Raw genomic sequence first — 23,018 nt, forward strand, 5'->3', positions numbered from 1 at the left:
TTCGACCTTACAAAATAATTATGCGGGCATAAAGGGAATTATGCCCGCATAACTTCCTACCGCCAGAGTTTTTTAATTTCAATATCTTTAAAATAAAACCTGATGATTTCTTCCGGTGACTTACCTTCCCGGGCCATTTTATTGGCCCCCCACTGGCAAAGGCCGACACCATGGCCAAAGCCTTTTCCCTCCATGATTAGCTTACCGTTTTCCACAAAAATTTTCGTTAACAATGTGGAACGCATTTTTTCCGGTCCAAGGGCTAATCTCAAAGCCGGCGCTCCAACGGTGGCCGTTCCAACCCGCAGGGTTAACACTCGCCCGCTTTTACCCCGGGCTAATACCTTTACCGCAGGGTTAGGGCCTGGATCGGTTTTATAATTTGTTTTTAACACCTTTCGAATCTCCTCCCAAGGTATCTCTACCCGCCAGTGGCGGTTTTCCGGAATGGTAACTTTAAGACAGCCATCTTTCACTAACTCTTTGACGTAGGGAGTAGGAGTTTTGGTATAACTTAATCCTTCCCTGGCCGAAGCCGAAATCCCACCGTCGCAGGCATTAAACCAGGCTTTGATAAAATGCCCCTTGTAAAGTACCACTTGACCCCGGGTCATTTGCACCGCTTTCTTTACATTTTCCGTAATTTTTTTCGGGTCATACGCCTGGCTCTCTTCGATATCGGTGGAAACATCGGTACCGTGAAGCTTTCTCACCTTTCCACTTTCAATATTCTCCAGGGCAAAAGTTCGAGCTAAAATTGCCTGCGCCGCTAAAGCATTAACCGGCCAATCCGGTTCCATTTCCGCCGCTACAACTCCCAGGACGTATTCTTCCAATCTCATCTTCTTTTTTTCCCCGGTCTCATTGAAGTAAACTGTAACGGTGGGTTCGGTTCTATATTTTTTGAGGGCTAAAGGCTTTCTTGCGGGAGTGCAACCGTAAATTATGAGAACAAACATTACCATCAAGGCTAAAAGACTTTTCCCAAGGCGCATAAAACCCCTCCTCAATTTTTGGTTATTTTGCCCAAAAAGAGGAAGGGTTATGCAAACACAGAAAAAAGCCAGATGCTTTAGGCACCTGGCTTTTTTATTAAATTTTTTCTTTTAAAAGCTTGCCGGGCTTAAATACCGGAACTTTGGAAGCGGGAATTTCGATTTCCTGACCGGTTTGCGGGTTTCTACCCTTCCGTGCGGCTCTTTCTCTTACTTCAAAAGTACCAAAACCGACCAACTGTACTTTTTCACCTTTTTTCAAAGCTTCTTCAATTGCTGCTAAAACCGCATTTAAGGCTTTTTCCGCATCCTTTTTAGTCATTTCGGCCTTCTCAGCAATTACACTTACTAATTCAGCTTTGTTCACTTATATTCCCTCCTTGAAAAAATTTTTTATGTACTTAAATTATCGTTTTACTTAATTCGCTACAATCCTTCATTTTCCTGCAAACTATCAAAAAAAATCTTATTTTTTTAATGATTTTTTGCTTTATTCCATAGCTCATCCAACTCACTTAGAGTTAAATCCTGGAGGTTTTGGCCCCTTTCTTTAACCATTTCTTCCATTTTCATAAATCTTTTTACGAATTTAGAAGTGGTTTTATTTAGCGCCTCTTCTGCCTCCAACCCCAATTTTCGGGCAAGATTTACCACCGAAAATAACAAATCTCCCAGTTCCTCTTCCTGCCGGCTGGTCCCCTCCTTTAAACTTGCTCTTAGTTCCTCTAACTCTTCTTCAATCTTGGCAAAAACCTCCTCCGCCTTTTCCCAGTCAAAACCAACCTTGGCCGCCTTTTCTCCTACTTTTTGCGCTTTTTTTAGGGCCGGAAGAGTTTTGGCCACTCCCTCTATTACCGATTTTTTCCCTTTTTCCTGCTGTTTAATCATTTCCCAGTTAATTTTTACTTCCTCGCTATCATCAACTTCCACCGAGGCAAAAACGTGAGGGTGCCGGCGAATAAGTTTCTCACAAATCCCTTCAACTACCTCTTTAAAAGTAAACTCCCCTTCTTCCCGGGCAATCTGGGCATGAAAAACCACCTGCAAAAGTAAATCGCCCAGCTCTTCTTTTAGCTTTTCCGGGTCCTCCTCCTCGATTGCTTCGGCCACTTCATACGCTTCTTCTAAAACATAAGGCAAACGCGAACGGTGCGTCTGCTCCCGGTCCCAGGGGCACCCCTGCTCCCCCCTTAAAACTTCCATGATTTCTCCAAGCTTTTCAACCGAAAATATTTCCTCCCGCATTTTGGGAACCACCACCAGCACTTTGTGATCAAACTCCCGGCGGTCCAACTCAAATAAAGGAACTTTTTCAACCTTTTCTTCCGGCAGCCCCAGATCTCGTAATACCAGGACCGGATAATCATCGGGATACCTCTCCATCAACAAAATTTTGAGATTTCCGGCAATTAAACGGTCGTACACCTGAAAAATAATGTTAGTAGCACTTTTGGAAAAATCCCAAGCCGTTACGGTTAAAGCATCCAGGACTTTATAAGGGTCTTTAGCAGGGTCTATTTTCAGGGAAGTTAGGGCAAGCTCTAACGCCCCCGGCGCCGTTACCACTTCCACCGGTACCTCGTGCTGCTCAAGTAAAAGCTCTACGGTTTTTTCCGCCACCAGCGGGTTCCCCGGCACCGCATAAACAAGATCGCCCTTTTGCCTTTCTCTAAGAAGTACTTTAACAATTTCCCGGTAAACTTCCTCAAAGGTAGAAAACTCTTCATATAAATGGTCAAAGCTCTGCCAGGTGATTTCCCTTAACAGTTCCGGAGGTGCTGCTTTTTCCGTCCGGAAAAAAACCTTCATCCCCGCTTTCAAGAGCCGGTACGCCTTCAAGGGTAGGTAATCCATACTCCCCGGCCCCAACCCCACCACATAGATCACTCCAGGGACGGTTCTGTCAACCACCATTTTCCCACCACCTCCTCCAGAAACGGTTCAAAAAAAGTGCTTTTCTTCCCCAACTCTTCCTTTTCCTATTGACGTTATTTGTGGAAATTATGTATATTTTAGACAAACAATTCTGAGGGGGAAAATAATGCCTCGACAAAAACGCTTTTTTCTTCCCGGCAGTATTTATCATATCATTGCCCGGGGAAACAAAAAAGAAAAAATTTTCTTGGAAGAAAAAGACTACAACTTCTTTCTTTTTCTTTTGCAAAAAAACTGGGAAAAAAAGCCGCTTAAAATATTTGCCTTTACTTTAATGTCCAACCACTTTCACATTTTAGCCCAGGCCACTGACGAACCATTATCTAAGTACTTTCAACCGGTCCTTACCACCTACGCCATTTATTTTAACCGAAAATACCAAAAAACCGGTCACGTTTTTGAGGATCGGTTTAAATCTTATCTGATAGAATCGGATGATTATCTCTGGGAAGCTTTTCGTTATGTTCTGTTAAATCCTTTACGGGCAGGCCTGGTCTTAAGTTTATCTTCATACCCATGGAGTAGTTTCTATTATTTCTTAAATCCTCAAAAAGCTTTGCCTTTTATGGATTTTTCCCTTTTTACGCAAATTTGCCCCAACGGCTTAGAAGACTTGCAACCAATTACCAATTTTTTAGTTGAAAGTTTAGTTAAAGAGGAATTCTGGCCGGAAGATTTGGATGGAAGTATAAGGTACTTTCATTTACAGTATTTAGCCAAAAAAATTTGCAGTGAGTTAAATCTTTCTTATACCGAATTGTTAACCGATGAATATAAGCGCCCGGTAGTAAATGCACAGGTTGAATTAGCCCTTCGAGCTAAAGAACAATATAACATTGAACTAAAACAAACCGCCGAATTTTTGGGTAAAAGTTATAATAGTTTTCTTCGAACAATTCGGAAAAACAGGAAAAAATAAATAAACGGTTCTGAACGGCGTTCAATATGTACGCTGTCAGAACCGTCCCTGGAGGTTACTGTTCCATTTGTTTGGCGAGAAAATGAGCAGCGGTTTCCGCCATTTTTTGCTCCAAAGTTCCGAACTTCACTCCCGGCTCCCGGCTGGCAATGATTACAGCCCCGATGGGGTCTCCTTCAGCAATAATCGGCGCGATAATTTCCGAAGTAAACAGGCACTTGCCCTCTTCGGCGGTAATACATTCCTTACAGTACTCGTGTTCCCCGGTGGCGGTTATCACCACGGTTTTTCTTTCATTCATGGCCCGCTCTACCGCCGGACCAATGGGCTTATTGAGAAACTCTTTTTTCGGGGCTCCAGCCACCGCTATTATCGTATCACGGTCGGCAATAAAGGCAATATGACCTAAAGATTCATGAAGGGATTCGGCGTATTCTTTAGCAAAATCCCCCAGCTCACCAATTGGCGAGTATTTTTTTAAAATCACCTCTCCGTCCCGGTCAACAAAAATTTCCAGAGGGTCCCCCTCTCTTATCCGTAACGTTCTTCTTATCTCCTTGGGAATTACTACCCGCCCCAGATCATCAATTCGCCGCACAATACCCGTTGCTTTCATAAAAATTCCCTCCTTAAGTGGTTTGGTAATGTTAGTATTTTACCTTAAGGAGGGGTTTATACTTTTTTGTTAAGTTTTTACTTGAAAGAAAGCTTAGTTTCAATCTTGGCTTTCTTCTTTAAGTCTTCGAGGAATTTATTATAAGCTTCGCGTTTCTTTTTCTCTAAAAGGTAGTTTTTCAGCTGTTCTTTAACCTCTTCGTAAATTTTTTGTCTTGCCGGGATAATTTTTTCCAGTTTAATGATGTGATAACCGAAAGCAGTTTTTACGGGAGTTTCGGTAATATCACCGGGTTTTTTCAAGGCAAAGGCAGCATCTTCAAACTCCTTTACCATCTCCCCCCGGCTGAAGGTATACTGCCCCCCATTTTCTTTTACTCCAGGATCATCGGATTTTTCTTTAGCCAGGGTAGCAAAATCCTTTCCGGCTTTTATTTGTTTTATTAACTCCTCGGCAAGCTTTTTGGCTTCCGCATCGGTTCTTTTGACATTGATGTTAAAATGGGGATTGTTTTGAGCATTTCCATCGTTAACCGCAATTAAAATATGCCTTACCTGCCGCTGCTCCGGTGATTGAAAATCCGGCTCGTTTTTATGTTTTTCATAATACTCCTTAACTTCCTGTTCGGATACGGTAATCCCTTTGGTTACTTCGTTGTAAATTTTGTCATTTATTAGTTGCACCCGAACCATTTCTTGCAAATCTTTGTCGGTTATATTCCGGTCTTTTAAAGCTTTTTCAAAATCCTGGGGTGATGGGAACTGGGCCCGAATTTCATTAATTTTATTGGTAATTTCGTCTTTTGTCGGTTCAATTTTCTTTTCCTTTCCATACTCGGAAATTAGAATTTCATTGATCATCTGGTCCAGAGTCTGCTGCTTTAAGCTCTGAAGCATCTTCTGCCCCTCGGTGGAGGTTAAATCCACTCCTCTTAGCTTCATGTCAGCCTGTACCTGGGCAAACCGCCGGTCGAAATCTTTTTTGGAAATAGTTTTTCCATTCACTTTGGCCACGTAATCCCCACAACCCGCAACGATTAAGGCCAGGACAAAGGTTAAAAGTACGGCAACAACTCTTGTAATTTTTTTCATTACTGTCTCTCCTCTCTACACAATAACTAATTTGTAAAAAATTTTACCGTTTATATATTCAACTTAACTGCCCGAATATCCTTTCTAAAATTGAAAAAATTTCTTGGCCCATTTTTCCCTTCGTCCGGACACGAATTTCCAGATCGGGGTTCATACCAAATATGACCCTGCCCTTAAACTGACCGGAAATTCGTGAAAGCTTTTCGGCAGTAATTTCGGGATTGGGAAAGAACTGAATTTTCAGCTCTTCGTCGGTCTGGAAAATTCCTTTAACTTTTAGTTTAGAAGCCACAATTTTTATTTTAATTAGCCGAATCAGGTTTTCCACTTCCGGAGGAATTTCGCCAAAACGGTCAATTAATTCATCCACCACATCTTCTAAATCCTCTAAGTTGCGCGTCCGCGAAAGTCTGCGGTACATTTCAATTTTTTGTTTTTCATCGGGAATATAGCTTTCGGGAATATAGGCAGTTAAGTTTAATTCGAGCTGCGGCTCCACTTCCTCGGAAGTTACCTGCCCCTTTAACTCCGCCACCGTTTCCTGCAAAAGCTTCATATACATATCAAAGCCTACCGCCGCAATATGCCCGTGCTGCTCCGGCCCTAACAGGTTTCCCGCACCGCGAATTTCCAGGTCCCGCATGGCAAGTTTTAAGCCCGAACCAAACTCCGTAAACTCTTTAATCGCGGCTAAACGCTTTTCGGCCGCTTCTCTTAACACCTTATCCTTTTCGTACATCAAGTAAGCATAAGCAATTCGGTTACTCCGCCCTACCCGGCCCCGGAGCTGGTAAAGCTGGGCTAGTCCAAAACGGTCGGCATTTTTAATAATCAAAGTATTAACATTAGGAAGGTCAATTCCCGTTTCGATTATCGTCGTGGAAACCAGGACATCGTACTTACCGGAAATAAATTCCAACATTACCCTTTCTAACTGTTCTTCTTTCATTTGCCCGTGGGCCACTGCCACCTTTGCTTCGGGCACTAAAGACTGAACCCAGGCAGCTACTTCATCAATATCGGAAACCCGATTATGGACAAAAAACACCTGGCCCCCGCGCCCCAGTTCCCGGCGAATGGCATCCCTGATGATAAAAGGGTCTTCTTCCAGGACATAGGTTTGCACCGGAAAACGGTTCTCCGGTGGGGTATTTAAAACACTTAAATCCCTTATGCCCATTAAAGCCATGTGGAGCGTCCGCGGTATCGGAGTTGCCGTCAGGGTTAAAACATCTACCGTTTCCGTTAAAATTTTTAACCGTTCTTTTTGGGCCACTCCAAAGCGCTGCTCCTCATCCACAATCATCAGGCCCAAATCGTAAAACTGAACGTCGTCCTGGAGCAAGCGGTGGGTTCCAATAACAATGTCCACTTTCCCTCTTTTCAGTTCTTTAATTATTTCCTTTTGCTCCCGGGCTGTCTGAAAACGGCTTAAAAGGCGAATTTCGACAGGATAACCGGAAAAACGCTCCTTAAAAGTATTGTAATGCTGCTGCGCCAGTAAAGTAGTAGGAGTTAAGACCGCCACCTGCTTCCCATCCATTACGGCCTTAAAAGCTGCCCTTAAAGCTACTTCGGTCTTACCGTACCCGACATCACCGCATAAAAGCCGGTCCATCACCTTCGGTTTTTCCATGTCTCTTTTTACCTCTTCAATGGCTTTGAGCTGGTCGGGGGTTTCTTCATAGGGAAAGCGCTCTTCAAATTCCTTTTGCCAGACGGTATCGGGCGAAAAAGCAAAACCCGGCTTGGCCATTCTCTTGGCATAAAGCTCCAACAAACCTTCGGCCATTTCCCTGACCGCGGCTTTCACCCGATTTTTAACCCTCTGCCAGTCGCTGCCACCAAGGCGGGAAAGTTTTGGCGGCTCGCCGTCAACGCCCACGTATTTTTGGAGGTTTCCTACCTGTTCCGGAGGTACGTAAAGCCTATCTTCCCCCTGGTAAGCAATAACCAGGTAGTCCTTGACGTTTCCGCCAACTTCTACCGGCTTTATCCCCAGGTACCTGCCAATTCCGTGGACCGGATGCACTACATAATCACCTGGGGAAAACGGCTCCTCAGTCCTTTCCCCTAAAACCGCTTTTGTAACCCTTGCTTTTACCACCCTTCCCGCCAGTTCTACATCGGTGTAAACCAAAAGCTTTTGCTGGGGAAATTCAAAGCCAGAATTAAGAACGCCAAGGCCAATTTTTATTTCCCGGGGGGCTATCTCTACCTCAAATTTTTCAACGAAGCTTGCCGGAAAATTTCTTTTTAAAAGCTCATTTTTTAACGCTACCGCCGCTTCTTCCCGTCCTCTTAAGATAAAAATGCGATAATTATTGGCAAGAAAGTTTTTTATATCTTCAAAAAATAGCTTTTCCTTTCCTAAATAGTTTGGTGGCTTTCTTCCCGCAAAATTATGGGGGTCGTAATCTCCGATAAAACGCGGAGTTTTGGGTAAAAGAGAAGTTATCACCGCAATTCTTTCTCGTAGAAGAGCCATTAGCTGCTCTTCTTCGTAAAAAACCTCGGCTTGCTTTGGTAAAGTATAGCCGCCACTAAGCGCTTCGGTAAAACTTTCCCGGCGCAGTTTCTCCAAACTATTAATTTGCTCGCCAAATCTCCCCGGCTCATCTAAAAAAACAAGATATTCGTCGCCAAAATAATCCAGAAGCGAAACACCGCTCCAAAAGTACGGCAATAGCTTTTCAATTACCTCGCTTTTTCCCAGAATATTTAAAACCTCGGCTCCTTTTTCTTTTAATCTACCTGCAGCTTCCCGTTTATTTTGCTGAATTAATTTTTTAACTTGTTGTTCAATATCTGCACTAATTTTTTGTTTTACCTCTAAAAGCAGGTCTTCTTCGGCAACAGCTACCTCGGCAGGATAAATAACCACTTCGTTTAAATTGGCCTGGGAACGCTGGCTTTCAACATCCAAAGCCCGCAGGGAATCAATTTCATCGCCAAAAAACTCCGCCCTGAAAGGCACCTCACCGGGAACATAAACATCTACAATTCCACCCCGCTGGCTGAACTGTCCCGGCGCTTCTACCTGGTCCACCCGTTCATAACCGATCTGGCTTAAATACCGGATCAATTCCTCAAGCTCAACCACATCTCCAACCCTGAGCTCCCTTTTCCAGCGGGCAAAGCTCTGCAACGGCGGGTATTTCCGGGTTAAAGCTTCGTAGTTTACGACCGTATGCGGCTTTTCTCCCCGGGACAGCCTTTTTAATAGCTCAATTCTCGAAGCCTTTAACTCGCCCCCTTCCCGCACGGTCAGGTCAAATAAAAAACCCTCCCGGTAAAAAAAGCGGGAAGTTTTATCGCCCAGGAAAAACTCCAAATCTTCGGCAATTTCCCGGGCCACCTGTTCATTCTCGGTAATCACCAAAAGAGGACGGTTTAAGGCTTTGGCAACAGTTGCCATTAAAAAGGTCCGGGCAGTGCCGTAAGAACCGTAAATTAACTGAATCCGTTTTTTATTTATCCCTTCCAAAAGGCGCTTAAATTCTGAATTTTCCTGCATTAAAGAAAAAATATTTTTACTCACACTACATCCTCCGTTTTAATGAATAACTGGTCGGCCAAAATACGATTTTTCTTCAAAAAAAAGCTCCTCCTGGCAATCGGGACAGATCCCCCGTATGTAAGAAATTTTTGTGGAACTTCCTTTGAAGAAGTAGGTTTTTTGGCAAAAGTCACAAACATGGATAATCATCGCTTACCTCCGGGCCATTTTTAAAACTATCAGGTTATACAAAGTATGGCCCAGAGCGGCGGTACTTATACCTAAAAAAAGGGTAAATTTTTCAGTTATACTTAAAGTAATAATACCAAAAACGGTATGGGTAACGATACTCAGAAAAAACGCCAGATACTTCTGGCGGGCGGTTATTAAGTCGTACAAGCCTTCGGCAAAACCAAAAGCGAAATGGGTAAAAACGATGTTTCCCTGACCAAGGAGCCCCAAAAAAGTTTTTAGACATTCTTCGATAGAAGGAGCTACTAACGCTACCTTCTCCTTTGTTAGCAAGCGCACTAAAAGTTTATTTACCCCATAAGCCAGCACCGCTGCCAAAAAACCATAAAAAAAAGAAGCCACCTTGTAAATTATTAACCTCCCCGGTTAAAGTCAGTCATTGCTTTATTAAATCCTTCCGTTAGAGCTACGGTTATGGCTTCCGCCGCCAGTTTAAGGATAGGCTCTAAAATCTCCCTCTCGGCACCGGTAAAGGGCTGTAAAACATAATCCTTAACATCTCCCACCGCCGGTCGACCAATCCCAATTTTTAATCGGGGTATTTCCTCACTTCCCAGACAACTAATAATAGACCCCATTCCCCGATGACCGCCGGCACTCCCTTTTAAACGAAGACGAATTTTCCCTAAAGGCAAGTCTAAATCATCATAAACAACAACTAAGCGGGACAAAGGGAGTTTGTAAAAAGAAACCGCCTCCTGGACTGCTGTCCCGCTTAAATTCATATAGGTTTGAGGTTTAAGCAATAAAACTTTTACCCCTAAAATTTCCCCTTCACCGACAAGGCTTTTAAATTTTCTTTTGGTTATTAATATTCCATGTTTTTTAGCTAACTCATCTACAACCATAAACCCGGCATTATGCCGGGTATTTTCATATTCCTGTCCGGGGTTCCCCAATCCTGCTATGATAAACATTTTTCCTCTCCCTACGAAAATTTTAAGCTGTAGCTTCCGGGGCGGAGGTAGTTGTTTCCTCTTCCTCTTCAACATAATCCCTGGGAGCAGATATTAACGCAATGATGCTTTCCGGGTCCTCAATGACGCGTACACCCGGAGGTAGCTCCAAATCTTTTACCCTCAGACAATCGCCAACCTCAAGTTTTGAAACATCCGCTTCAATAAACTCCGGTAGATCCTCTGGCAGGCACTCCACCGTAACTTCCGAAAGACCATGCTCCAAGATACCACCGGCTTTAACCCCTGCCGGTTCCCCATAAAGCTCCACCGGCACCAGTTGCCGGATCTTCCGGCCGCTTTCTACCACCTGAAAATCCACATGGATTAGCTTCCCGGTCACCGGATGGTGTTGTAGCTCTTTAACCAGTACCCTCTGGGTTTTTCCTTCCACGGAAAGCTCAAATAATTTTAAGCCCCGCTCTACCAAACTCTCAAGTTCCCGAGCATTAACAGCCACCGCCACCGGCTCAATGTTTTTCCCGTACATTACTCCGGGCACTTTGCCTTCTTTTAAAAGCCGGTTCCGTTCTCCCCGGGTTTTCTTCAACCGTACACTCGCAGTAATTTTTTCCACCTTTTACATCCCTCCTTACTTACAAAGTATTCCCGAATTTTAGTTCTAAAAAACATGAACTGGGAATAAATGTAACTTAAAGAGGGACCGGGAGGTGGTATTTTGGGAATGCACGGCTTATCCAAGGGCTTCCGGTAATTACCGCCTACGACGGTATTATCACCGGAACAGTAAAAGAGCTATTAGTGGAGCCTTATGAGCGAAAAGTTGCAGGTCTATTAGTGGTCAGTCGCAATTTTTTACCGGGGATAAAACTCCTGCCTTTTAACGAAATAAAAGCATTAAGTGAAAAGGTAGTCCTCATTAAAAGTAAAGATGCTTTAAAAAAACCCGACCAGTCTTCCGGGCTTGTGGAACTATGGAAAAAAGGTCCCCGGCTCTTTGGCCAAAAAGTCATTGCGGAAGACGGAAGTTACCTGGGCCAAATGGTAAACTTTACCTTTGAACTTTCTACCGGAGATATTACCGAAATAATCATCGCCCCGGGTTTAATGCGTCTTGGTCGCAGTTACCATTTAGAAAGCTCCTATATATTAACTATCGGCAAAGATGCCGTTGTTGTCAAGAGGGAAGGAAGAGAAGCCCTTACCTACATTCCGGGAAAAATTAGCCACACTTTTTCCAAAATAAAAGAAAACCTTGCCCGGTGGGGCAAGGCAATAATCAAAAAGCAGGACGATTAAACAAATAGCTCACTTACCGATAAATCTTCATGAATTCGCCGGATCGCTTCACCCATTAGGGGTGCTACCGATAACACTTTAATTTTGGGCAGTTTCTTTTCTGGTGGAAGAGGTATTGTATTGGTTACAACTACTTCCTTAATGGGAGCGTTGGCCAGCCGGTCCACCGCCGGACCGGATAAAATAGGATGGGTACAGCATACGTATACTTCTTTAGCTCCCCGTTCGATAAGAGCCTGAGCTCCCTGGGTAATGGTACCGGCGGTATCGATAATATCATCGATCATAATCACCGTTTTCCCTTCAATATCTCCAATGATATTCATTACTTCCGCTACATTGGGTTCCGGGCGGCGTTTATCGATAATAGCAATTGGCGCCCCAATCCGCTCGGCCAAATCCCGGGCCCGGGTTACCCCGCCTAAATCGGGAGAAACCACCACCTTATTTTCCAAACCTTTTTCATTAAAATACTTGGCTAAAATCGGTACGCCCACCAGGTGATCAACCGGTATATCAAAAAAGCCCTGAATTTGTCCGGCATGCAGATCCATGGCAATCACCCGGCGCGCCCCGCTTACGGTTATTAAATTGGATACCAATTTTGCCGTAATCGGATCCCGGGCTCTCGTTTTCCGGTCCTGCCGGGCGTAACCAAAATACGGCAAAACGGCTGTAATCCTGCGTGCCGAAGCCCTTCTAATCGCATCTATTAAGATCAACAGCTCCATTAAATTTTCATTAACCGGTGTACAGGTTGGCTGGATTATAAATACATCCGCCCCCCGGACGCTTTCATTTATTTTTACCTGAATTTCCCCATCGGAAAAGCGGGAAACCCGGGCATCACCAACTTCCACTCCCAAAAAAGAAGCAATTTCCCGAGCTAAATCTGGATTGGCATTGCCGGAAAAAATTTTCAAATCATAGCGGCTCATTTTTAAACCTCCATTTACTTTAATCCATGTTACGAGCAAAATTCGACAGTTTTTTTATTCTCCTACAATAGGAAAACTTCCTGCCGCTTTAACGAAAAAATAAATATTATTTAACATAATCTTCTTTATTCACCTGGCGGGAACGGGCTATAGCCAAAGCTTTTTCCGGAACATCTTCGGTTAATGTGGAGCCTGCCCCAACTACAGCATTTTTCCCAATCTTTATCGGTGCCACCAAATTGGTATTGCTTCCGATAAACGCTCCATCTTCAATTACCGTTTCCCACTTATTTTTCCCGTCGTAATTACATGTAATTGTTCCGGCCCCAATATTAACTCCTTTACCCACTACCGCATCCCCAATGTAGGACAGGTGGGGAACCTTGGAGCCTTCGCCAATGAACGATTTTTTAATTTCCACAAAATCCCCAATTTTTACCCCGTTAGCAATTTCGGTACCCGGTCGAAGATAAGCAAACGGTCCCACATTCACCTCATCGCCAACCCGGGCCTGGATAATTACGGAAAAAGTAATTTCGGTATTGTTGCCAATCACGCTATCGGTAATGCGGGTATTGGGGCCAAGGCGGCACCCATTCCCAATAATCGTTTTCCCTTCAAGGTAAGTATTGGGATAAATAACCGTATCACTGCCCACCACTACTTCTTCACCAATATACACGGTCTCCGGGTCAATTATCGTAACCCCTTCCTGCATTAACGCCTCGGCTTTTCTCCGGTAAACTTCCTTGGTTAAGAGAGCGAGCTGCACCCGGTCATTTACCCCATAAACTTCCGTTTCGTCCTGTATGGTAATCGTTTCAACTACCTTACCCCGTTCTAAAAGAAGGGGAATAACATCGGTCAGGTAATACTCCTTTTGGGCATTTTCCGCTTTTAATAACGGTAAGATTTCTTTTAATATTTTTGTATTAAAACAGTAAATTCCCGTGTTAACCTCCGCTATTTGCTTTTCTTCCAAGGTTGCATCCTTTTCCTCGACTATTTTTATTATTTTCCCGTATCCGTCCCGGACAATACGGCCGTAACCATAGGGATTACTTAAAAAACAGGTTAATACCGTGGCATAAGCCCCGGTCTCAAGATGTTTTTTGATTAAAGCTTGAAGGGTAGAAGCTTTTAAAAGGGGTGTATCTCCGGGGACAATAATAACATTCTCGTCTTCAACGTAAGGCATAGCCACCAAAGCTGCATGCCCGGTTCCTAACTGTTCTTCCTGAACTGCAATTACCGCCCGACCGCCGAGAATTTCCTCCACCTTTTCTTTGCGGTAGCCCACCACCGCTACCACCCGCTTAACCCCGGCACCAACTAAAGCTTCATACACCCTCAATACCATTGGTTTTTCGGCAACTTCGTGTACTACCTTGGGTAAATCCGATTTCATTCGCGTGCCTTTACCGGCCGCTAAGATAATTCCTTCCACTAAAAAGCCCTCCTTAATTTTGTAGAATCTGATAACCCGCTTCTCTTAAAACAGCCATAATTTTTTCAATATGAGATAAGTCCCTTGTTTCCAGAGCCAGCTCAACCTCCGCCTGCTTTATCGGCACGTGGGGAGCAATACGGTCATGGTTGATAAAAATTATATTGGCCTTTTCCCTGGCAATTAACTCCAAAAGCTTTTGTAAGGCTCCCGGTTTATCATCCAGAATAGTTTTTATCCGTACATATCTACCGGATTTTACCAGACCCCGTTCGATTATGATCGAGATGGTATGAACATCGATATTTCCACCGGATAAAACAACGCCGACTTTATGCCCCCGTACTGGAATTTTCTGGGCTAAAAGCGCCGCCACCCCCACCGCTCCTGCTCCTTCGAGCATTACTTTACCCCGTTCTAACATCATTAATATTGCCTGGGCAATTTCCTCATCATCCACCAGGACAATGTCGTCTACCAAATCAAAAATAATTTTCGAGGTCAACTCCCCCGGAGTTTTGACGGCAATTCCGTCAGCAATTGTCGATACCGAAGCTAACGTTACTTTCCTGCGTTCTTTTAAAGAGGCATACGCCGATGGTGCCCCCTTGGCCTGAACCCCTATGACTTTCAGATGCGGTTTTATCGCTTTCGCTGCCACTGCAAGACCGGCTATCAGTCCGCCACCACCAACCGGAGCCACCAGCATATCCAGTTCGGGAACATCTTCGAGCATTTCTAAAGCTATGGTCCCCTGCCCGGCAATCACTTTGGGGTCGTCAAAGGCATGGACAAAAGTTGCTCCTTCCTTTTCCATGATTTCTTTCGCTTTTAAAAAAGCATCATCATAGCTAACCCCGTGTAAGATTACCTTTGCTCCGTAGCTCTGGGTCGCTTGAATCTTAGCCAGCGGAGCGCCTTCCGGCATCACGATAGTTGCGGGAATTCCGGCACTAAACGAAGCAAAAGCTACCCCCTGGGCATGGTTACCCGCCGAGGCCGCTACAACGCCCCGTTCCCGCTCCTTTACGGGCAGACTGGCAATTTTATTATAAGCTCCCCTCAGCTTAAAGGAACCGGTTTTTTGCAGGTTTTCATATTTAAAATACACTTCCGCTCCCGCCAGCCGGCTAAAAGTTGCCGAATAAGCGGTTAAAGTGCGGTGAGCAACCCCCAATAGCCTAATCCTTGCTTCCTGGACATCTTTAATTTCTACCACTTAATACCCTCCTCCAAAAAGAAAAAAAGCCCCCCTTAGGGCAAATGTCTTAAGGCTACCTCCAGATCTTCCGGTTTATCTACATCAACTCCAATGCCAAAACTCCTGGAAAATACCGCTTTGCCCCGGATTCCCAGTAAACCTCCGACCTTTTCTTCCAACTCTTTTACCGAAAGCCTTTTGGTTAAAAATTTCACTACAAAACCTATTCCTAAAAGCAGGCTAAGTTTAAAAGGACTTTTTCTAAGTTTAATTAAATCCTGAGCCTTTACTATGGCCTGGTCGACAATCCGCGGATTAACCAAAAAAAGGTTTCCTCCGGTAACCGTACCTTCCTTTAACGTTACGTAAGTCCGCTTAACCGTTTTATCCCGTTGCTCAATAGCCTCTTTAAACACCACCGGATAGTAAACATCGTATCCATCCGGACAGTTCTTAAGAAAATCTTCAATTTCCTCCGGCGTTAGTAAAGGAATATCACTGGTTGACACCAAAGTCATTGAGTCCTTGGGTAAAACCGCAAAACCATGCTGGACCGATTCTACCACCGAGCCGCCCCCGTTAACAACCCGAACCCTGCCTTCCGGATACCTTCCGGCAAGCTCTTTAGGCCCCGCTACAACTATTTTATTGACTTTGGAAGTTTTTAACAGCGCATCGACCACATAATCCACCATTGGGCGGCCTTTCAGGGGTATTAAAGCTTCATACGGCTCGGGACAAATTTGGGCCAGTTTTCCGTTGTTTTGACTACCCGCCAATACCAGCGCATTAATCACCTATTAATTCGCCTCTTTCTTTTAACCCGTTAATCATGCTCTGCTCGGCATTCTCGATGTGTTCCCTGGCCAGTGCCTGGGCTTTCTCCACATTCCGTTCGGCTATCGCTTCCACTATCTCTTTATGTTCCTCTAAAGCTAACCGCAGCCGTCCCGGCTGGGAAAGGGAAGCAGTCCGAAATCTCTGAATTTGCTCCCTAAGATGGCTTACAATTTGGATGAGCCGTTCATTCCGGCTTGCCCTGTAAAGCACCTCGTGAAAATCGGTGTCAGCTCTAATAATATCTTCCAGACGGTCACTTTCCGCGAGGCTTTGTTGCTGCACCAATACCCGCTCCAACTCCTCGATTTCCTCGTCGGTAATCCTTTCCGCCGCAAGGCCAGCGGCAAGGCTTTCCAGAGCCGCCCGTACTTCAAAAACATCCGCCACATCTTTTAACGAAATCCCCGCCACATAAGCCCCTTTCCGGGGAATCATCACCACAAAACCTTCCAGCTCTAATTTTCTAATAGCCTCCCGCACCGGAGTCCGGCTTACGCCCAGCTCTTCCGCCAGCTGAACTTCCATCAACCTCTCCCCGGGTTTTAACACTCCATTGATAATTGCTTCCCTTAAGGTCTCAAAAACCAGCTCCCTTAAAGGCTTGTAATTATCAAGGATAATAGGTTTTAATCTCCCCATTTTAACCCCTCATTTCTACGATAATTTGTATTATTATATTTTACTATGGAGTTAAAGCTTTAAGCAAGTAGGACCGGCCGCATACGGGCGGACAATAAATTTTTGTCCCGGCAATGTCAATTGATAATAAATTTCCTTCGCTTTTTTTAAATTTTCCGTTAAAGCAAAAAGAGCAGAACCGCTACCCGACATTAGCACCCCTAAAGGTTTTAAATTTAAAAGTTCGTTTTTATATTTATATATTTCCGGATTTATTTCCAAAGCACTTATTTCTAAAAGATTCTTTAAAAACTTTCCCAAATCCTCTAAATTTTCTTTGCCTAAAGCTTTCAGGATTTTTTCGCGGTCGGGATGCTCCTTTGTTAAATCCTTACCCGCAAGCCTTAAATAAGCTTCTTTTGTCGAGATCCCAAAAGGGGGTTTATAGATAACAAAATAACCTTTTTTTAAGGGCGGAAGTTTTTTTACTTTTTCCCCTATCCCCTGCACCAGGGCGGTGCCACCGGTAAGGCAAAAGGGAATATCGGCGCTTATTTTTGCCCCAATTTCTAAAAGCTCTTCCTGACTTAAATTTAAATTATAAAGTTTATTTAAACCATAAAGAACTGCGGCTCCATCCGCCGAGCCACCGGCCAGTCCCGCTTCCAGGGGAATTTTTTTACGGATAGTAATGCTGGCTCCTATGGCTTTCCCAGTGGCGGCCCTTAAAGCCTGAACAGCTTTAAACGCAATATTGGTAGAATCCACAGGTAAATCTGCCCCTACAACCCTTAAGTTTATTCCCTCGGCCGGTTCAATTTCCACTAAATCTCCCAGAGTAATTGCCTGCATTACCGACCAGAGTTCGTGGTAACCATCGGGACGTTTTCCTAATATATCTAAAGTGAGGTTTATTTTAGCCGGCGCAAAAATTAACAACTTTTTTCCTCCCCATCACCCCGGAAAGGAGGCGAAAGTAATGATAGTCCATTTAACCGTCAGTCTAAAAAAGAAGCTTCTAACCCTCTATAAAAACAACCAAAAAATTAAATCCTGGCCAGTAGCGGTAGGAGCCCCCAGCACCCCCACCCCTACCGGCATCTACCGGATTAAAAACAAAATCAGCAATCCCGGGGGTAGTCCTTACGGAGTTCTCGGAAGCCGCTGGATGGGATTAACTATTCCCGGAGGTAATTACGGAATTCACGGTACCAATAATCCAGCCTCCATTGGTCGTGAGGTTTCCAGAGGTTGCATCCGCATGTTAAACAAAGATATTGAAGAGTTATTCCCCCAGGTACCCCTCTGGAGCAGAGTAATTATCACTAAAGATTAGTCAAGGTACTTCCACTGGTGAAAAATAAGCGGTCTTTTAGCGGGATAGGGAACATCATCCGCCACTACTTCCCCAACTAAAACAATGTGGTCACCCACAGGAATTTCCTGTACCAGGCGGCATTCAAGGTTAGCAATGGCGGTAGTAAGTTTCGGAGCAGAAACTTTTTCCCCGGGTACTACCGGAAGATTTAGCTCTTTGATCTTATCAACTTTTGCTCCGGAGTTTTTCCCGCAAAAATCGGCAATTTCCTTTTGCTCTTCGCTTAAAATTGCTAAGGTGAATTCCCCGGACTCTTTTATTTTTTGGTAGGCATATCTTCCCGGAGCAACATTCACCAAAACCATCGGCGGCTTCACCGATACCTGGGTTATCCAGGCAACGGTAGTAAAGTTCCCCTGCTCCCGGTCCCGGTAACCCAGTAACGCTACCGAATTTGCTAAATAATTAAGTCCTTTAGCCATAATATCGCCTCCTATTCGTTTATTTTTACCACAAGAAGCCCGTTCTGGGGTACGGCGGTTAAAGGCGGAAGCTTCTCCGCAAATTTTAGTAACGCCATAACCTTTAAATTATCCGGTTTTAAATAAAAACTTAAATCAACTTTAAGCTTACTGCCTTCTAAAGTTATTCCGGGAAAACGGTGTTGATTAAGCTTTATAAACTTACGTATCCCCCAAAAACCAGCCACCGGCGCAAAAAACCGGTATAAAAACCCCCACGCCCCTTTAAACTCTATTTGGGGCATTCCTTTTAAGTCAAATTCAATTAAAATCCGGTCTTTTTCTGCCGTTAAATTTACCATATTTATTTTTTGCCGAAAATCTAAATTATATTGGTCAATCTTCCCCATAAACCATAATTCATCGCCCCGAACCTCCACCCGCAAATTTTCCACCGGCAAGTCCCGGGGCAGCTCTTTTATCACGCCATTTAAAAAACTTTCGGAAAAATATAATTTCCCTCTAAGGACATTGGCCAGGCGGTTATGCTTAAAAAATTCCCGACTAATGTAAAACAAATTCTCCAAATCTTCCACTTTATTTTCGAGTTTTAAGGCCAGTAAAAAGGGAGAAATTTTAAATAAATCCCTTATTACTCCAAATTTTTTCTCCAGTAAAGTTTTAATATCTAATTGGACCTCCGGTAACTTATACCCTTTGTAACTTGCGTATCTTCGCACTTCCTCTCCGATAAATTCCCAAATGAGGCGAAAAACAAAAGCATCATCCAAAAAACCTAAAAAAGGTAAAAAGTCACTTATAATATCTCCCGGAAGGACAAAATACAGGATGCCTGCTAAAATGATAAGTTTTGTTTTGGCTTCGATGCGATAGCTTTCATCAAAAAACATCTCCCAGAAGTACTTTAAATACAAAATTAATAACTTTAGTTCCGGAGTTTCAACTTTAACTGCCGCTTCTTCGAGTTTTAAAGGCACTTCTCTTTGGTACCTTTGCCACTCTTCCTGGGAAAAGTTTTTAACTTTGTTGAAAAATGACCAGGCATCCCGCATTCTCCCGCCTCCTACGCTAAAATTATACAAAAAAAATAACCGCTTAAAAAGCGGTTTTTCTAAAAGGTGAAATAACCCAAAAAGAGGGGGTGCTTGTTGGTACTTTCACATTATTGGGGAAAAAGGAAGCGGGATATTTCCCTTCGCTTTTATAATAACCAAAAAACATCAATTTGTCAATTAATTTTTACTGAATTTAATAAGCTTATAACCTTCTCCCTTACGGGTAAACTGTAACATCAGCTCGCTACTTCCAAGATAGCTGTTATCTTGAGCATTTCTTATTTCAACATAAAGAGAAACAATATAGCCCTTTTGGTTTTCCTGGTAGTTAAAATTCACAAGCTCCAATTTATAGTTCTGGAAATTGGAAAAAGCATCCTTTATCGCCAGTACTACCTGTTCCTCGGCAATTTCCCGAATTTTTCCGTAGTTTTTCTCCGGTATCCATGCTAAAAACTTTCTACAGTTTTCCTTTACCCATTCGATACCCGTAAGAGGCTTACTTACCGGTACCGAGCTCTGTTCCTTTCTCTCCGGAGGAGTCTTGGGCAAGGTTTCCCCTGGTATGTTCTCGTTAAACGGTGTAATCTCTACCTTCGGCTTTTGCCGGGCGTTAACGGTAAAATCTACATACATTTCACGGTAATTACCATCGGGCCAGGAAACTCCCACCAAAGCTCCTTTCTCCTGACCCCCCGGCTGGAAGTAAAAGTATTCATCCAACTTAGGCGGGATTCCTCCCAAACTTGACCCAACTCCCAACAATTCTAAGGGATTGCCATCGCTGTAAAGTTTCACCGGTAAGTTTAAATTGCGAAAGGCCTCAAGCTCCTCCCGGCTTCCTCTTAAATTCACCACTACTACCCACTGGGTCGGGGCCAAGATAATTTTTCTCAGTTCTACTTCCGGGCTTCCCCCAAGCTTCTTATTTAATCCAATTTCCTTAAAGTTAGTTGCCGTTAGTTTAAACGGAATTTTTATGTTAAACTCCTGTTCACTGCCGGAAAAATCCTTGTATTTCCCTTTTACCACTATTTCCCTGGGGTTTCCGGTATATTCGGAAAATACATAACCGTTTAAACCCCCGTTCTCCCCCTGCATACCGGTAAAAGTTGAATGTTTAAAAGCTCCCGGTAAATCAAGCTCCACCTCCAAACGCCCCATTTCATTATCTACCGGCTGTTTTTCGGAGTAAAAATAAAAGCTTACCGCTACCCTCGTTGCATCGGCAATAAGTTCATCCACTACGAAGATATGGGGAAAGATAGCTACTTCCCGGCCGATTTTCTGAACGTATCCAGAAGTCAGGGCCCGTTTTAAACCAACATCCCCCATCCCGGCAAAGATGGAACCGCTGGATTTAAAAGCGGTGATTGCGGAACTTTCCGGTTTTTGACTGATTATCGCGGTTTCAATATCCATCGCCGGTAACACCAGCACGCAAACGGTAAAAATAAAAGCTAAAAAAGTTTGCCAAAACAATCGCACGGCCCCTTCCCCCTTTTATTACCTTACTAAGGTAATTATACCAAAACTTTCTAATATTTTCAGCAAAAGAAATTTTTTCTTTAATAAATTTACCGGTTTTGACCAACACCGCTTTCTTCTCCGGTCTTTTCCTGGCCAGCCTGTTCATCTTTTTTTCCCTCTTCAGGGCTTGTTTCTATTTTGGTTATTTCTCCTTCTACCGTAAGCTCAACGGTTTTACCCCGATTTGTGGTTATTTTTACCTTTGTTGTTTTAGTCTCCTTGCTTTTGCTTTCTTCCTTTTCTTTTGGCGGGGAGGAAGTAAATTTTCCGTAAACCTTTTGGAGTTGTTGAACATTTTCCCGGGTAATGAGCTGCACGGGTGTATAAATAACCGGTATTTGGCCATTTTTAACCGCAATTTTGCTATCCGCATCTATCCCCCGTTTTTGCAATACCCGGTCCATTGCTTCCAGGGCTTTATTTGCTACAATTTCCGGCATGAAGTCCACAGACGAAAGAATTTTCCCCTCTTTGATGGCCTTTGCAACCTTCCTGGTTAACACCATAGAAGCCATAACCGTTCCCTGCTGTTCCTTCATTCCCTCCTCCGCTAAAAGTTCCCCTACTTTTCCGTCAAGGGCAATAATACTTTGACTCCTTGCCAAATTCCTTATTTCGTCCAATGCCCTTTCCCCGGCCCCAACCGGAAGTTTACCGACGGTTACTTCCTTACCCAGGGTTCTTAACTCATTTTTTAAAGCCTTCTCCAAGGTAAATACCGAAAGGGTTTGCCGGTGGCTCCCCAGAAGCAGCACTTTCCCGGTCTTATCTTTAAGAGCAATATTTTGAGCCACCATCACCGCAGCTTTTTGGAAATCGGGCAACACCGCACAATCCCCAAGACCATCGTACGGCACATCGTTTATAAAAATTAATTTTGCATTTGGGTAAATTTTTTGCGCTAAATACCCGGCCCGGGGACTACCTGCCGTTTCCCAAATCACCCCTTTAGGCTTTTGGGCAATGATCTTTTTTAAGACCTTTTCTTCCCGCTTTTCATCGTCATTTAACCCTCTTACCGTAAGAGCAATCTTTTTTTCCCTGGCTAAATTATATGCGGTTTGAATGAAGTTTTTTCTTTCCTGCTGGGTTTTGGCAACTACCAAAAAAACCTTCGGTGGGACCGGTCTTCTTTTCTTATCGGGACAACCGGTCAGGTTAACCAATAACGTAACGATTAAACAAAAAATCCAGAGCTTTTTCATCAAAAAACCCCCTTTTCGTTTTTATTTTGAGATAAATCAAGGGGGATTATCCATAAAATCCTTTACAACTCTCCATTCTTCTGTTATCATATAGAAAACATTAGTTTTATTGTGTTATATAACATTATCAATAGCTTTGAGGAGGGCTTCGCGTGACACTGTACATCGACCACGAAGTTTGCCTTAGGGAACCCTGCTGCCCTGCCGCCGAGGTCTGCAGCACCAAAGCCCTTGTTTACGATAGCGGGGAAAATAAGTTGTTTTTCAATGTTGACCTCTGTAACGGCTGCGGCCAATGCGTCCAGAAATGCGCCTATAACGCCCTCACGTTGTTTGAAACCGCCGATGAACTAACCGCCTTTTTAACAAAAATCACAAAAGCCCGGGAAACCTTTGCTTCCAAATTTATTTCGCTACTGGGATTAAAAGAGCGACCTTAGAACCTCTAAGGTTGCTTTTATTTTGCCCCAACCATCTTTCAATTATACTTTAGATATGTTATACTTTTATTAATAATTTTAAATTTTATGAATTTTTTGGGGGTGTACCGTATGCCTATTCACATTGACTTAGATCTTTGCGACCAGAACGAAGACTGTCCCGCCGCTACTTACTGTTTGTACGGAGCTCTATACTTTGACCACAGCGAAAAAAGGTTAAAATACGATCGGGAGAAATGCCAGAACTGCGGTACCTGCGTCAATCACTGCGGTCCCGGAGCTCTTTATTACGCCAAAGACGATGACGAATTAAACATGCTTGTGGAAGAGCTAAAAAAGTTAAAAGAACTATAGGAAACTAATATAAAATAAATAAGCCCTTGACCTTACCTGAAACGAGGTCAGGGGCTTAATGTTACTT

General features: G+C 43.7%; 24 protein-coding genes. 5 read left to right on the plus strand and 19 right to left on the minus strand.

Annotation, left to right across the window (positions count from 1 at the left end):
• Positions 1–56: 56 nt before the first annotated feature.
• The 3 genes from CARFE_RS0103310 to yabN form a co-directional block, all read right to left on the minus strand.
• Entirely contained in the window at positions 57–995 is a 939-nt protein-coding gene (locus CARFE_RS0103310) for a SpoIID/LytB domain-containing protein (RefSeq protein WP_028051734.1), read from the minus strand.
• 97 nt (positions 996–1,092) lie between these two features.
• On the minus strand, positions 1,093–1,362 hold the full coding sequence (locus tag CARFE_RS0103315) for an HU family DNA-binding protein (protein WP_011343153.1): 270 nt from the start codon (positions 1,360–1,362) through the stop codon (positions 1,093–1,095).
• 107 nt (positions 1,363–1,469) lie between these two features.
• Entirely contained in the window at positions 1,470–2,909 is a 1,440-nt protein-coding gene (gene yabN, locus CARFE_RS0103320; protein ID WP_084138740.1) for a bifunctional methyltransferase/pyrophosphohydrolase YabN, read from the minus strand.
• 127 nt (positions 2,910–3,036) lie between these two features.
• Between yabN and CARFE_RS15480 the strand changes: the two genes are divergently transcribed.
• On the plus strand, positions 3,037–3,849 hold the full coding sequence (locus CARFE_RS15480; RefSeq protein WP_011343151.1) for a transposase: 813 nt from the start codon (positions 3,037–3,039) through the stop codon (positions 3,847–3,849).
• Between the two features lie 55 nt (positions 3,850–3,904).
• Here the strand turns inward: CARFE_RS15480 and spoVT are convergent, their stop codons facing one another.
• The 6 genes from spoVT to CARFE_RS0103360 form a co-directional block, all read right to left on the minus strand.
• Positions 3,905–4,465: a stage V sporulation protein T gene (gene spoVT / locus CARFE_RS0103330; protein WP_028051736.1), complete on the minus strand. Its 561-nt coding sequence runs from the start codon at positions 4,463–4,465 to the stop codon at positions 3,905–3,907.
• A gap of 77 nt (positions 4,466–4,542) precedes the next feature.
• Positions 4,543–5,556 carry a peptidylprolyl isomerase gene (locus CARFE_RS0103335; RefSeq protein ID WP_028051737.1) on the minus strand — a complete coding sequence of 338 codons (1,014 nt, stop codon included), beginning with the start codon at positions 5,554–5,556 and terminating at the stop codon, positions 4,543–4,545.
• A gap of 58 nt (positions 5,557–5,614) precedes the next feature.
• The gene (mfd, locus tag CARFE_RS0103340; protein ID WP_051250135.1) at positions 5,615–9,097 is read right to left on the minus strand and encodes a transcription-repair coupling factor; all 3,483 of its coding nucleotides are present in this window, start codon (positions 9,095–9,097) and stop codon (positions 5,615–5,617) included.
• Positions 9,098–9,268: 171 nt separating this feature from the next.
• Positions 9,269–9,649 (minus strand): hypothetical protein, encoded by a 381-nt coding sequence (locus CARFE_RS0103350; protein ID WP_028051739.1) that lies wholly within the window; start codon positions 9,647–9,649, stop codon positions 9,269–9,271.
• 11 nt (positions 9,650–9,660) lie between these two features.
• The gene (gene pth, locus CARFE_RS0103355; RefSeq protein ID WP_028051740.1) at positions 9,661–10,224 is read right to left on the minus strand and encodes an aminoacyl-tRNA hydrolase; all 564 of its coding nucleotides are present in this window, start codon (positions 10,222–10,224) and stop codon (positions 9,661–9,663) included.
• 22 nt (positions 10,225–10,246) lie between these two features.
• The gene (locus CARFE_RS0103360) at positions 10,247–10,840 is read right to left on the minus strand and encodes a 50S ribosomal protein L25 (RefSeq protein WP_011343143.1); all 594 of its coding nucleotides are present in this window, start codon (positions 10,838–10,840) and stop codon (positions 10,247–10,249) included.
• Between the two features lie 119 nt (positions 10,841–10,959).
• Between CARFE_RS0103360 and CARFE_RS0103365 the strand changes: the two genes are divergently transcribed.
• Positions 10,960–11,523, plus strand: a complete 564-nt coding sequence (locus tag CARFE_RS0103365) for a PRC-barrel domain-containing protein (protein WP_084138742.1) — start codon at positions 10,960–10,962, stop codon at positions 11,521–11,523.
• Here CARFE_RS0103365 and CARFE_RS0103370 read toward each other — a convergent pair.
• The 6 genes from CARFE_RS0103370 to ispE form a co-directional block, all read right to left on the minus strand.
• Positions 11,520–12,461: a ribose-phosphate diphosphokinase gene (locus tag CARFE_RS0103370; RefSeq protein WP_028051742.1), complete on the minus strand. Its 942-nt coding sequence runs from the start codon at positions 12,459–12,461 to the stop codon at positions 11,520–11,522. The two genes, CARFE_RS0103365 and CARFE_RS0103370, sit on opposite strands and share 4 nt — an antisense overlap.
• Positions 12,462–12,567: 106 nt before the next feature.
• Positions 12,568–13,908, minus strand: coding sequence for a bifunctional UDP-N-acetylglucosamine diphosphorylase/glucosamine-1-phosphate N-acetyltransferase GlmU (gene glmU, locus CARFE_RS0103375; RefSeq protein ID WP_028051743.1), 1,341 nt, complete (start codon positions 13,906–13,908; stop codon positions 12,568–12,570).
• A 13-nt stretch (positions 13,909–13,921) separates the two neighbouring features.
• Positions 13,922–15,127, minus strand: coding sequence for a threonine ammonia-lyase (ilvA, locus tag CARFE_RS0103380; RefSeq protein WP_028051744.1), 1,206 nt, complete (start codon positions 15,125–15,127; stop codon positions 13,922–13,924).
• Between the two features lie 35 nt (positions 15,128–15,162).
• Positions 15,163–15,906 carry a nucleotidyltransferase family protein gene (locus CARFE_RS0103385; RefSeq protein WP_011343138.1) on the minus strand — a complete coding sequence of 248 codons (744 nt, stop codon included), beginning with the start codon at positions 15,904–15,906 and terminating at the stop codon, positions 15,163–15,165.
• Positions 15,899–16,588 carry a GntR family transcriptional regulator gene (locus CARFE_RS0103390; protein ID WP_011343137.1) on the minus strand — a complete coding sequence of 230 codons (690 nt, stop codon included), beginning with the start codon at positions 16,586–16,588 and terminating at the stop codon, positions 15,899–15,901. Before CARFE_RS0103390 ends, CARFE_RS0103385 begins: the two co-directional genes overlap by 8 nt.
• Positions 16,589–16,639: 51 nt before the next feature.
• Positions 16,640–17,506, minus strand: coding sequence for a 4-(cytidine 5'-diphospho)-2-C-methyl-D-erythritol kinase (gene ispE / locus CARFE_RS14115; RefSeq protein ID WP_011343136.1), 867 nt, complete (start codon positions 17,504–17,506; stop codon positions 16,640–16,642).
• 40 nt (positions 17,507–17,546) lie between these two features.
• On the opposite strand from ispE, the gene CARFE_RS14120 reads away from it, so the two are divergent.
• Positions 17,547–17,903, plus strand: a complete 357-nt coding sequence (locus CARFE_RS14120) for a L,D-transpeptidase (protein WP_034541530.1) — start codon at positions 17,547–17,549, stop codon at positions 17,901–17,903.
• On the opposite strand, the gene CARFE_RS0103405 is transcribed toward CARFE_RS14120, so the two are convergent.
• The 4 genes from CARFE_RS0103405 to CARFE_RS0103425 all read right to left on the minus strand — a co-directional run bounded on the left by CARFE_RS0103405 (position 17,900) and on the right by CARFE_RS0103425 (position 22,157).
• Positions 17,900–18,367 (minus strand): flavin reductase family protein, encoded by a 468-nt coding sequence (locus CARFE_RS0103405; RefSeq protein WP_028051745.1) that lies wholly within the window; start codon positions 18,365–18,367, stop codon positions 17,900–17,902. The genes CARFE_RS14120 and CARFE_RS0103405 overlap by 4 nt on opposite strands.
• An 11-nt stretch (positions 18,368–18,378) precedes the next feature.
• Positions 18,379–19,419: a YkvA family protein gene (locus CARFE_RS14125; RefSeq protein ID WP_034541532.1), complete on the minus strand. Its 1,041-nt coding sequence runs from the start codon at positions 19,417–19,419 to the stop codon at positions 18,379–18,381.
• A 180-nt stretch (positions 19,420–19,599) separates the two neighbouring features.
• On the minus strand, positions 19,600–20,910 hold the full coding sequence (locus CARFE_RS0103415; RefSeq protein WP_154652711.1) for a hypothetical protein: 1,311 nt from the start codon (positions 20,908–20,910) through the stop codon (positions 19,600–19,602).
• A gap of 89 nt (positions 20,911–20,999) precedes the next feature.
• Positions 21,000–22,157 carry a substrate-binding domain-containing protein gene (locus CARFE_RS0103425; protein ID WP_028051748.1) on the minus strand — a complete coding sequence of 386 codons (1,158 nt, stop codon included), beginning with the start codon at positions 22,155–22,157 and terminating at the stop codon, positions 21,000–21,002.
• Positions 22,158–22,309: 152 nt separating this feature from the next.
• Between CARFE_RS0103425 and CARFE_RS0103430 the strand changes: the two genes are divergently transcribed.
• Both CARFE_RS0103430 and CARFE_RS14130 read left to right on the plus strand, forming a co-directional pair.
• Positions 22,310–22,597 carry a 4Fe-4S binding protein gene (locus tag CARFE_RS0103430; RefSeq protein WP_028051749.1) on the plus strand — a complete coding sequence of 96 codons (288 nt, stop codon included), beginning with the start codon at positions 22,310–22,312 and terminating at the stop codon, positions 22,595–22,597.
• Between the two features lie 111 nt (positions 22,598–22,708).
• Positions 22,709–22,951: a 4Fe-4S dicluster domain-containing protein gene (locus CARFE_RS14130; protein ID WP_034541533.1), complete on the plus strand. Its 243-nt coding sequence runs from the start codon at positions 22,709–22,711 to the stop codon at positions 22,949–22,951.
• Positions 22,952–23,018 lie beyond the last annotated feature (67 nt).

Source organism: Carboxydothermus ferrireducens DSM 11255, assembly GCF_000427565.1.
GTDB lineage: Bacteria > Bacillota > Z-2901 > Carboxydothermales > Carboxydothermaceae > Carboxydothermus > Carboxydothermus hydrogenoformans.

Coding starts and splice junctions, on each gene's coding strand:
- CARFE_RS0103390 (WP_011343137.1), bottom strand. CDS start 16,588: ATGGGGAGATTAAAACCTATTATCCTTGATAATTACAAGCCTTTAAGG.
- CARFE_RS0103405 (WP_028051745.1), bottom strand. CDS start 18,367: ATGGCTAAAGGACTTAATTATTTAGCAAATTCGGTAGCGTTACTGGGT.
- yabN (WP_084138740.1), bottom strand. CDS start 2,909: ATGGTGGTTGACAGAACCGTCCCTGGAGTGATCTATGTGGTGGGGTTG.
- CARFE_RS14130 (WP_034541533.1), top strand. CDS start 22,709: ATGCCTATTCACATTGACTTAGATCTTTGCGACCAGAACGAAGACTGT.
- CARFE_RS0103335 (WP_028051737.1), bottom strand. CDS start 5,556: ATGAAAAAAATTACAAGAGTTGTTGCCGTACTTTTAACCTTTGTCCTG.
- CARFE_RS14120 (WP_034541530.1), top strand. CDS start 17,547: ATGATAGTCCATTTAACCGTCAGTCTAAAAAAGAAGCTTCTAACCCTC.
- CARFE_RS15480 (WP_011343151.1), top strand. CDS start 3,037: ATGCCTCGACAAAAACGCTTTTTTCTTCCCGGCAGTATTTATCATATC.
- CARFE_RS0103310 (WP_028051734.1), bottom strand. CDS start 995: ATGCGCCTTGGGAAAAGTCTTTTAGCCTTGATGGTAATGTTTGTTCTC.
- pth (WP_028051740.1), bottom strand. CDS start 10,224: ATGTTTATCATAGCAGGATTGGGGAACCCCGGACAGGAATATGAAAAT.
- CARFE_RS0103370 (WP_028051742.1), bottom strand. CDS start 12,461: ATGAGCCGCTATGATTTGAAAATTTTTTCCGGCAATGCCAATCCAGAT.
- CARFE_RS14125 (WP_034541532.1), bottom strand. CDS start 19,419: ATGCGGGATGCCTGGTCATTTTTCAACAAAGTTAAAAACTTTTCCCAG.
- spoVT (WP_028051736.1), bottom strand. CDS start 4,465: ATGAAAGCAACGGGTATTGTGCGGCGAATTGATGATCTGGGGCGGGTA.
- CARFE_RS0103425 (WP_028051748.1), bottom strand. CDS start 22,157: ATGAAAAAGCTCTGGATTTTTTGTTTAATCGTTACGTTATTGGTTAAC.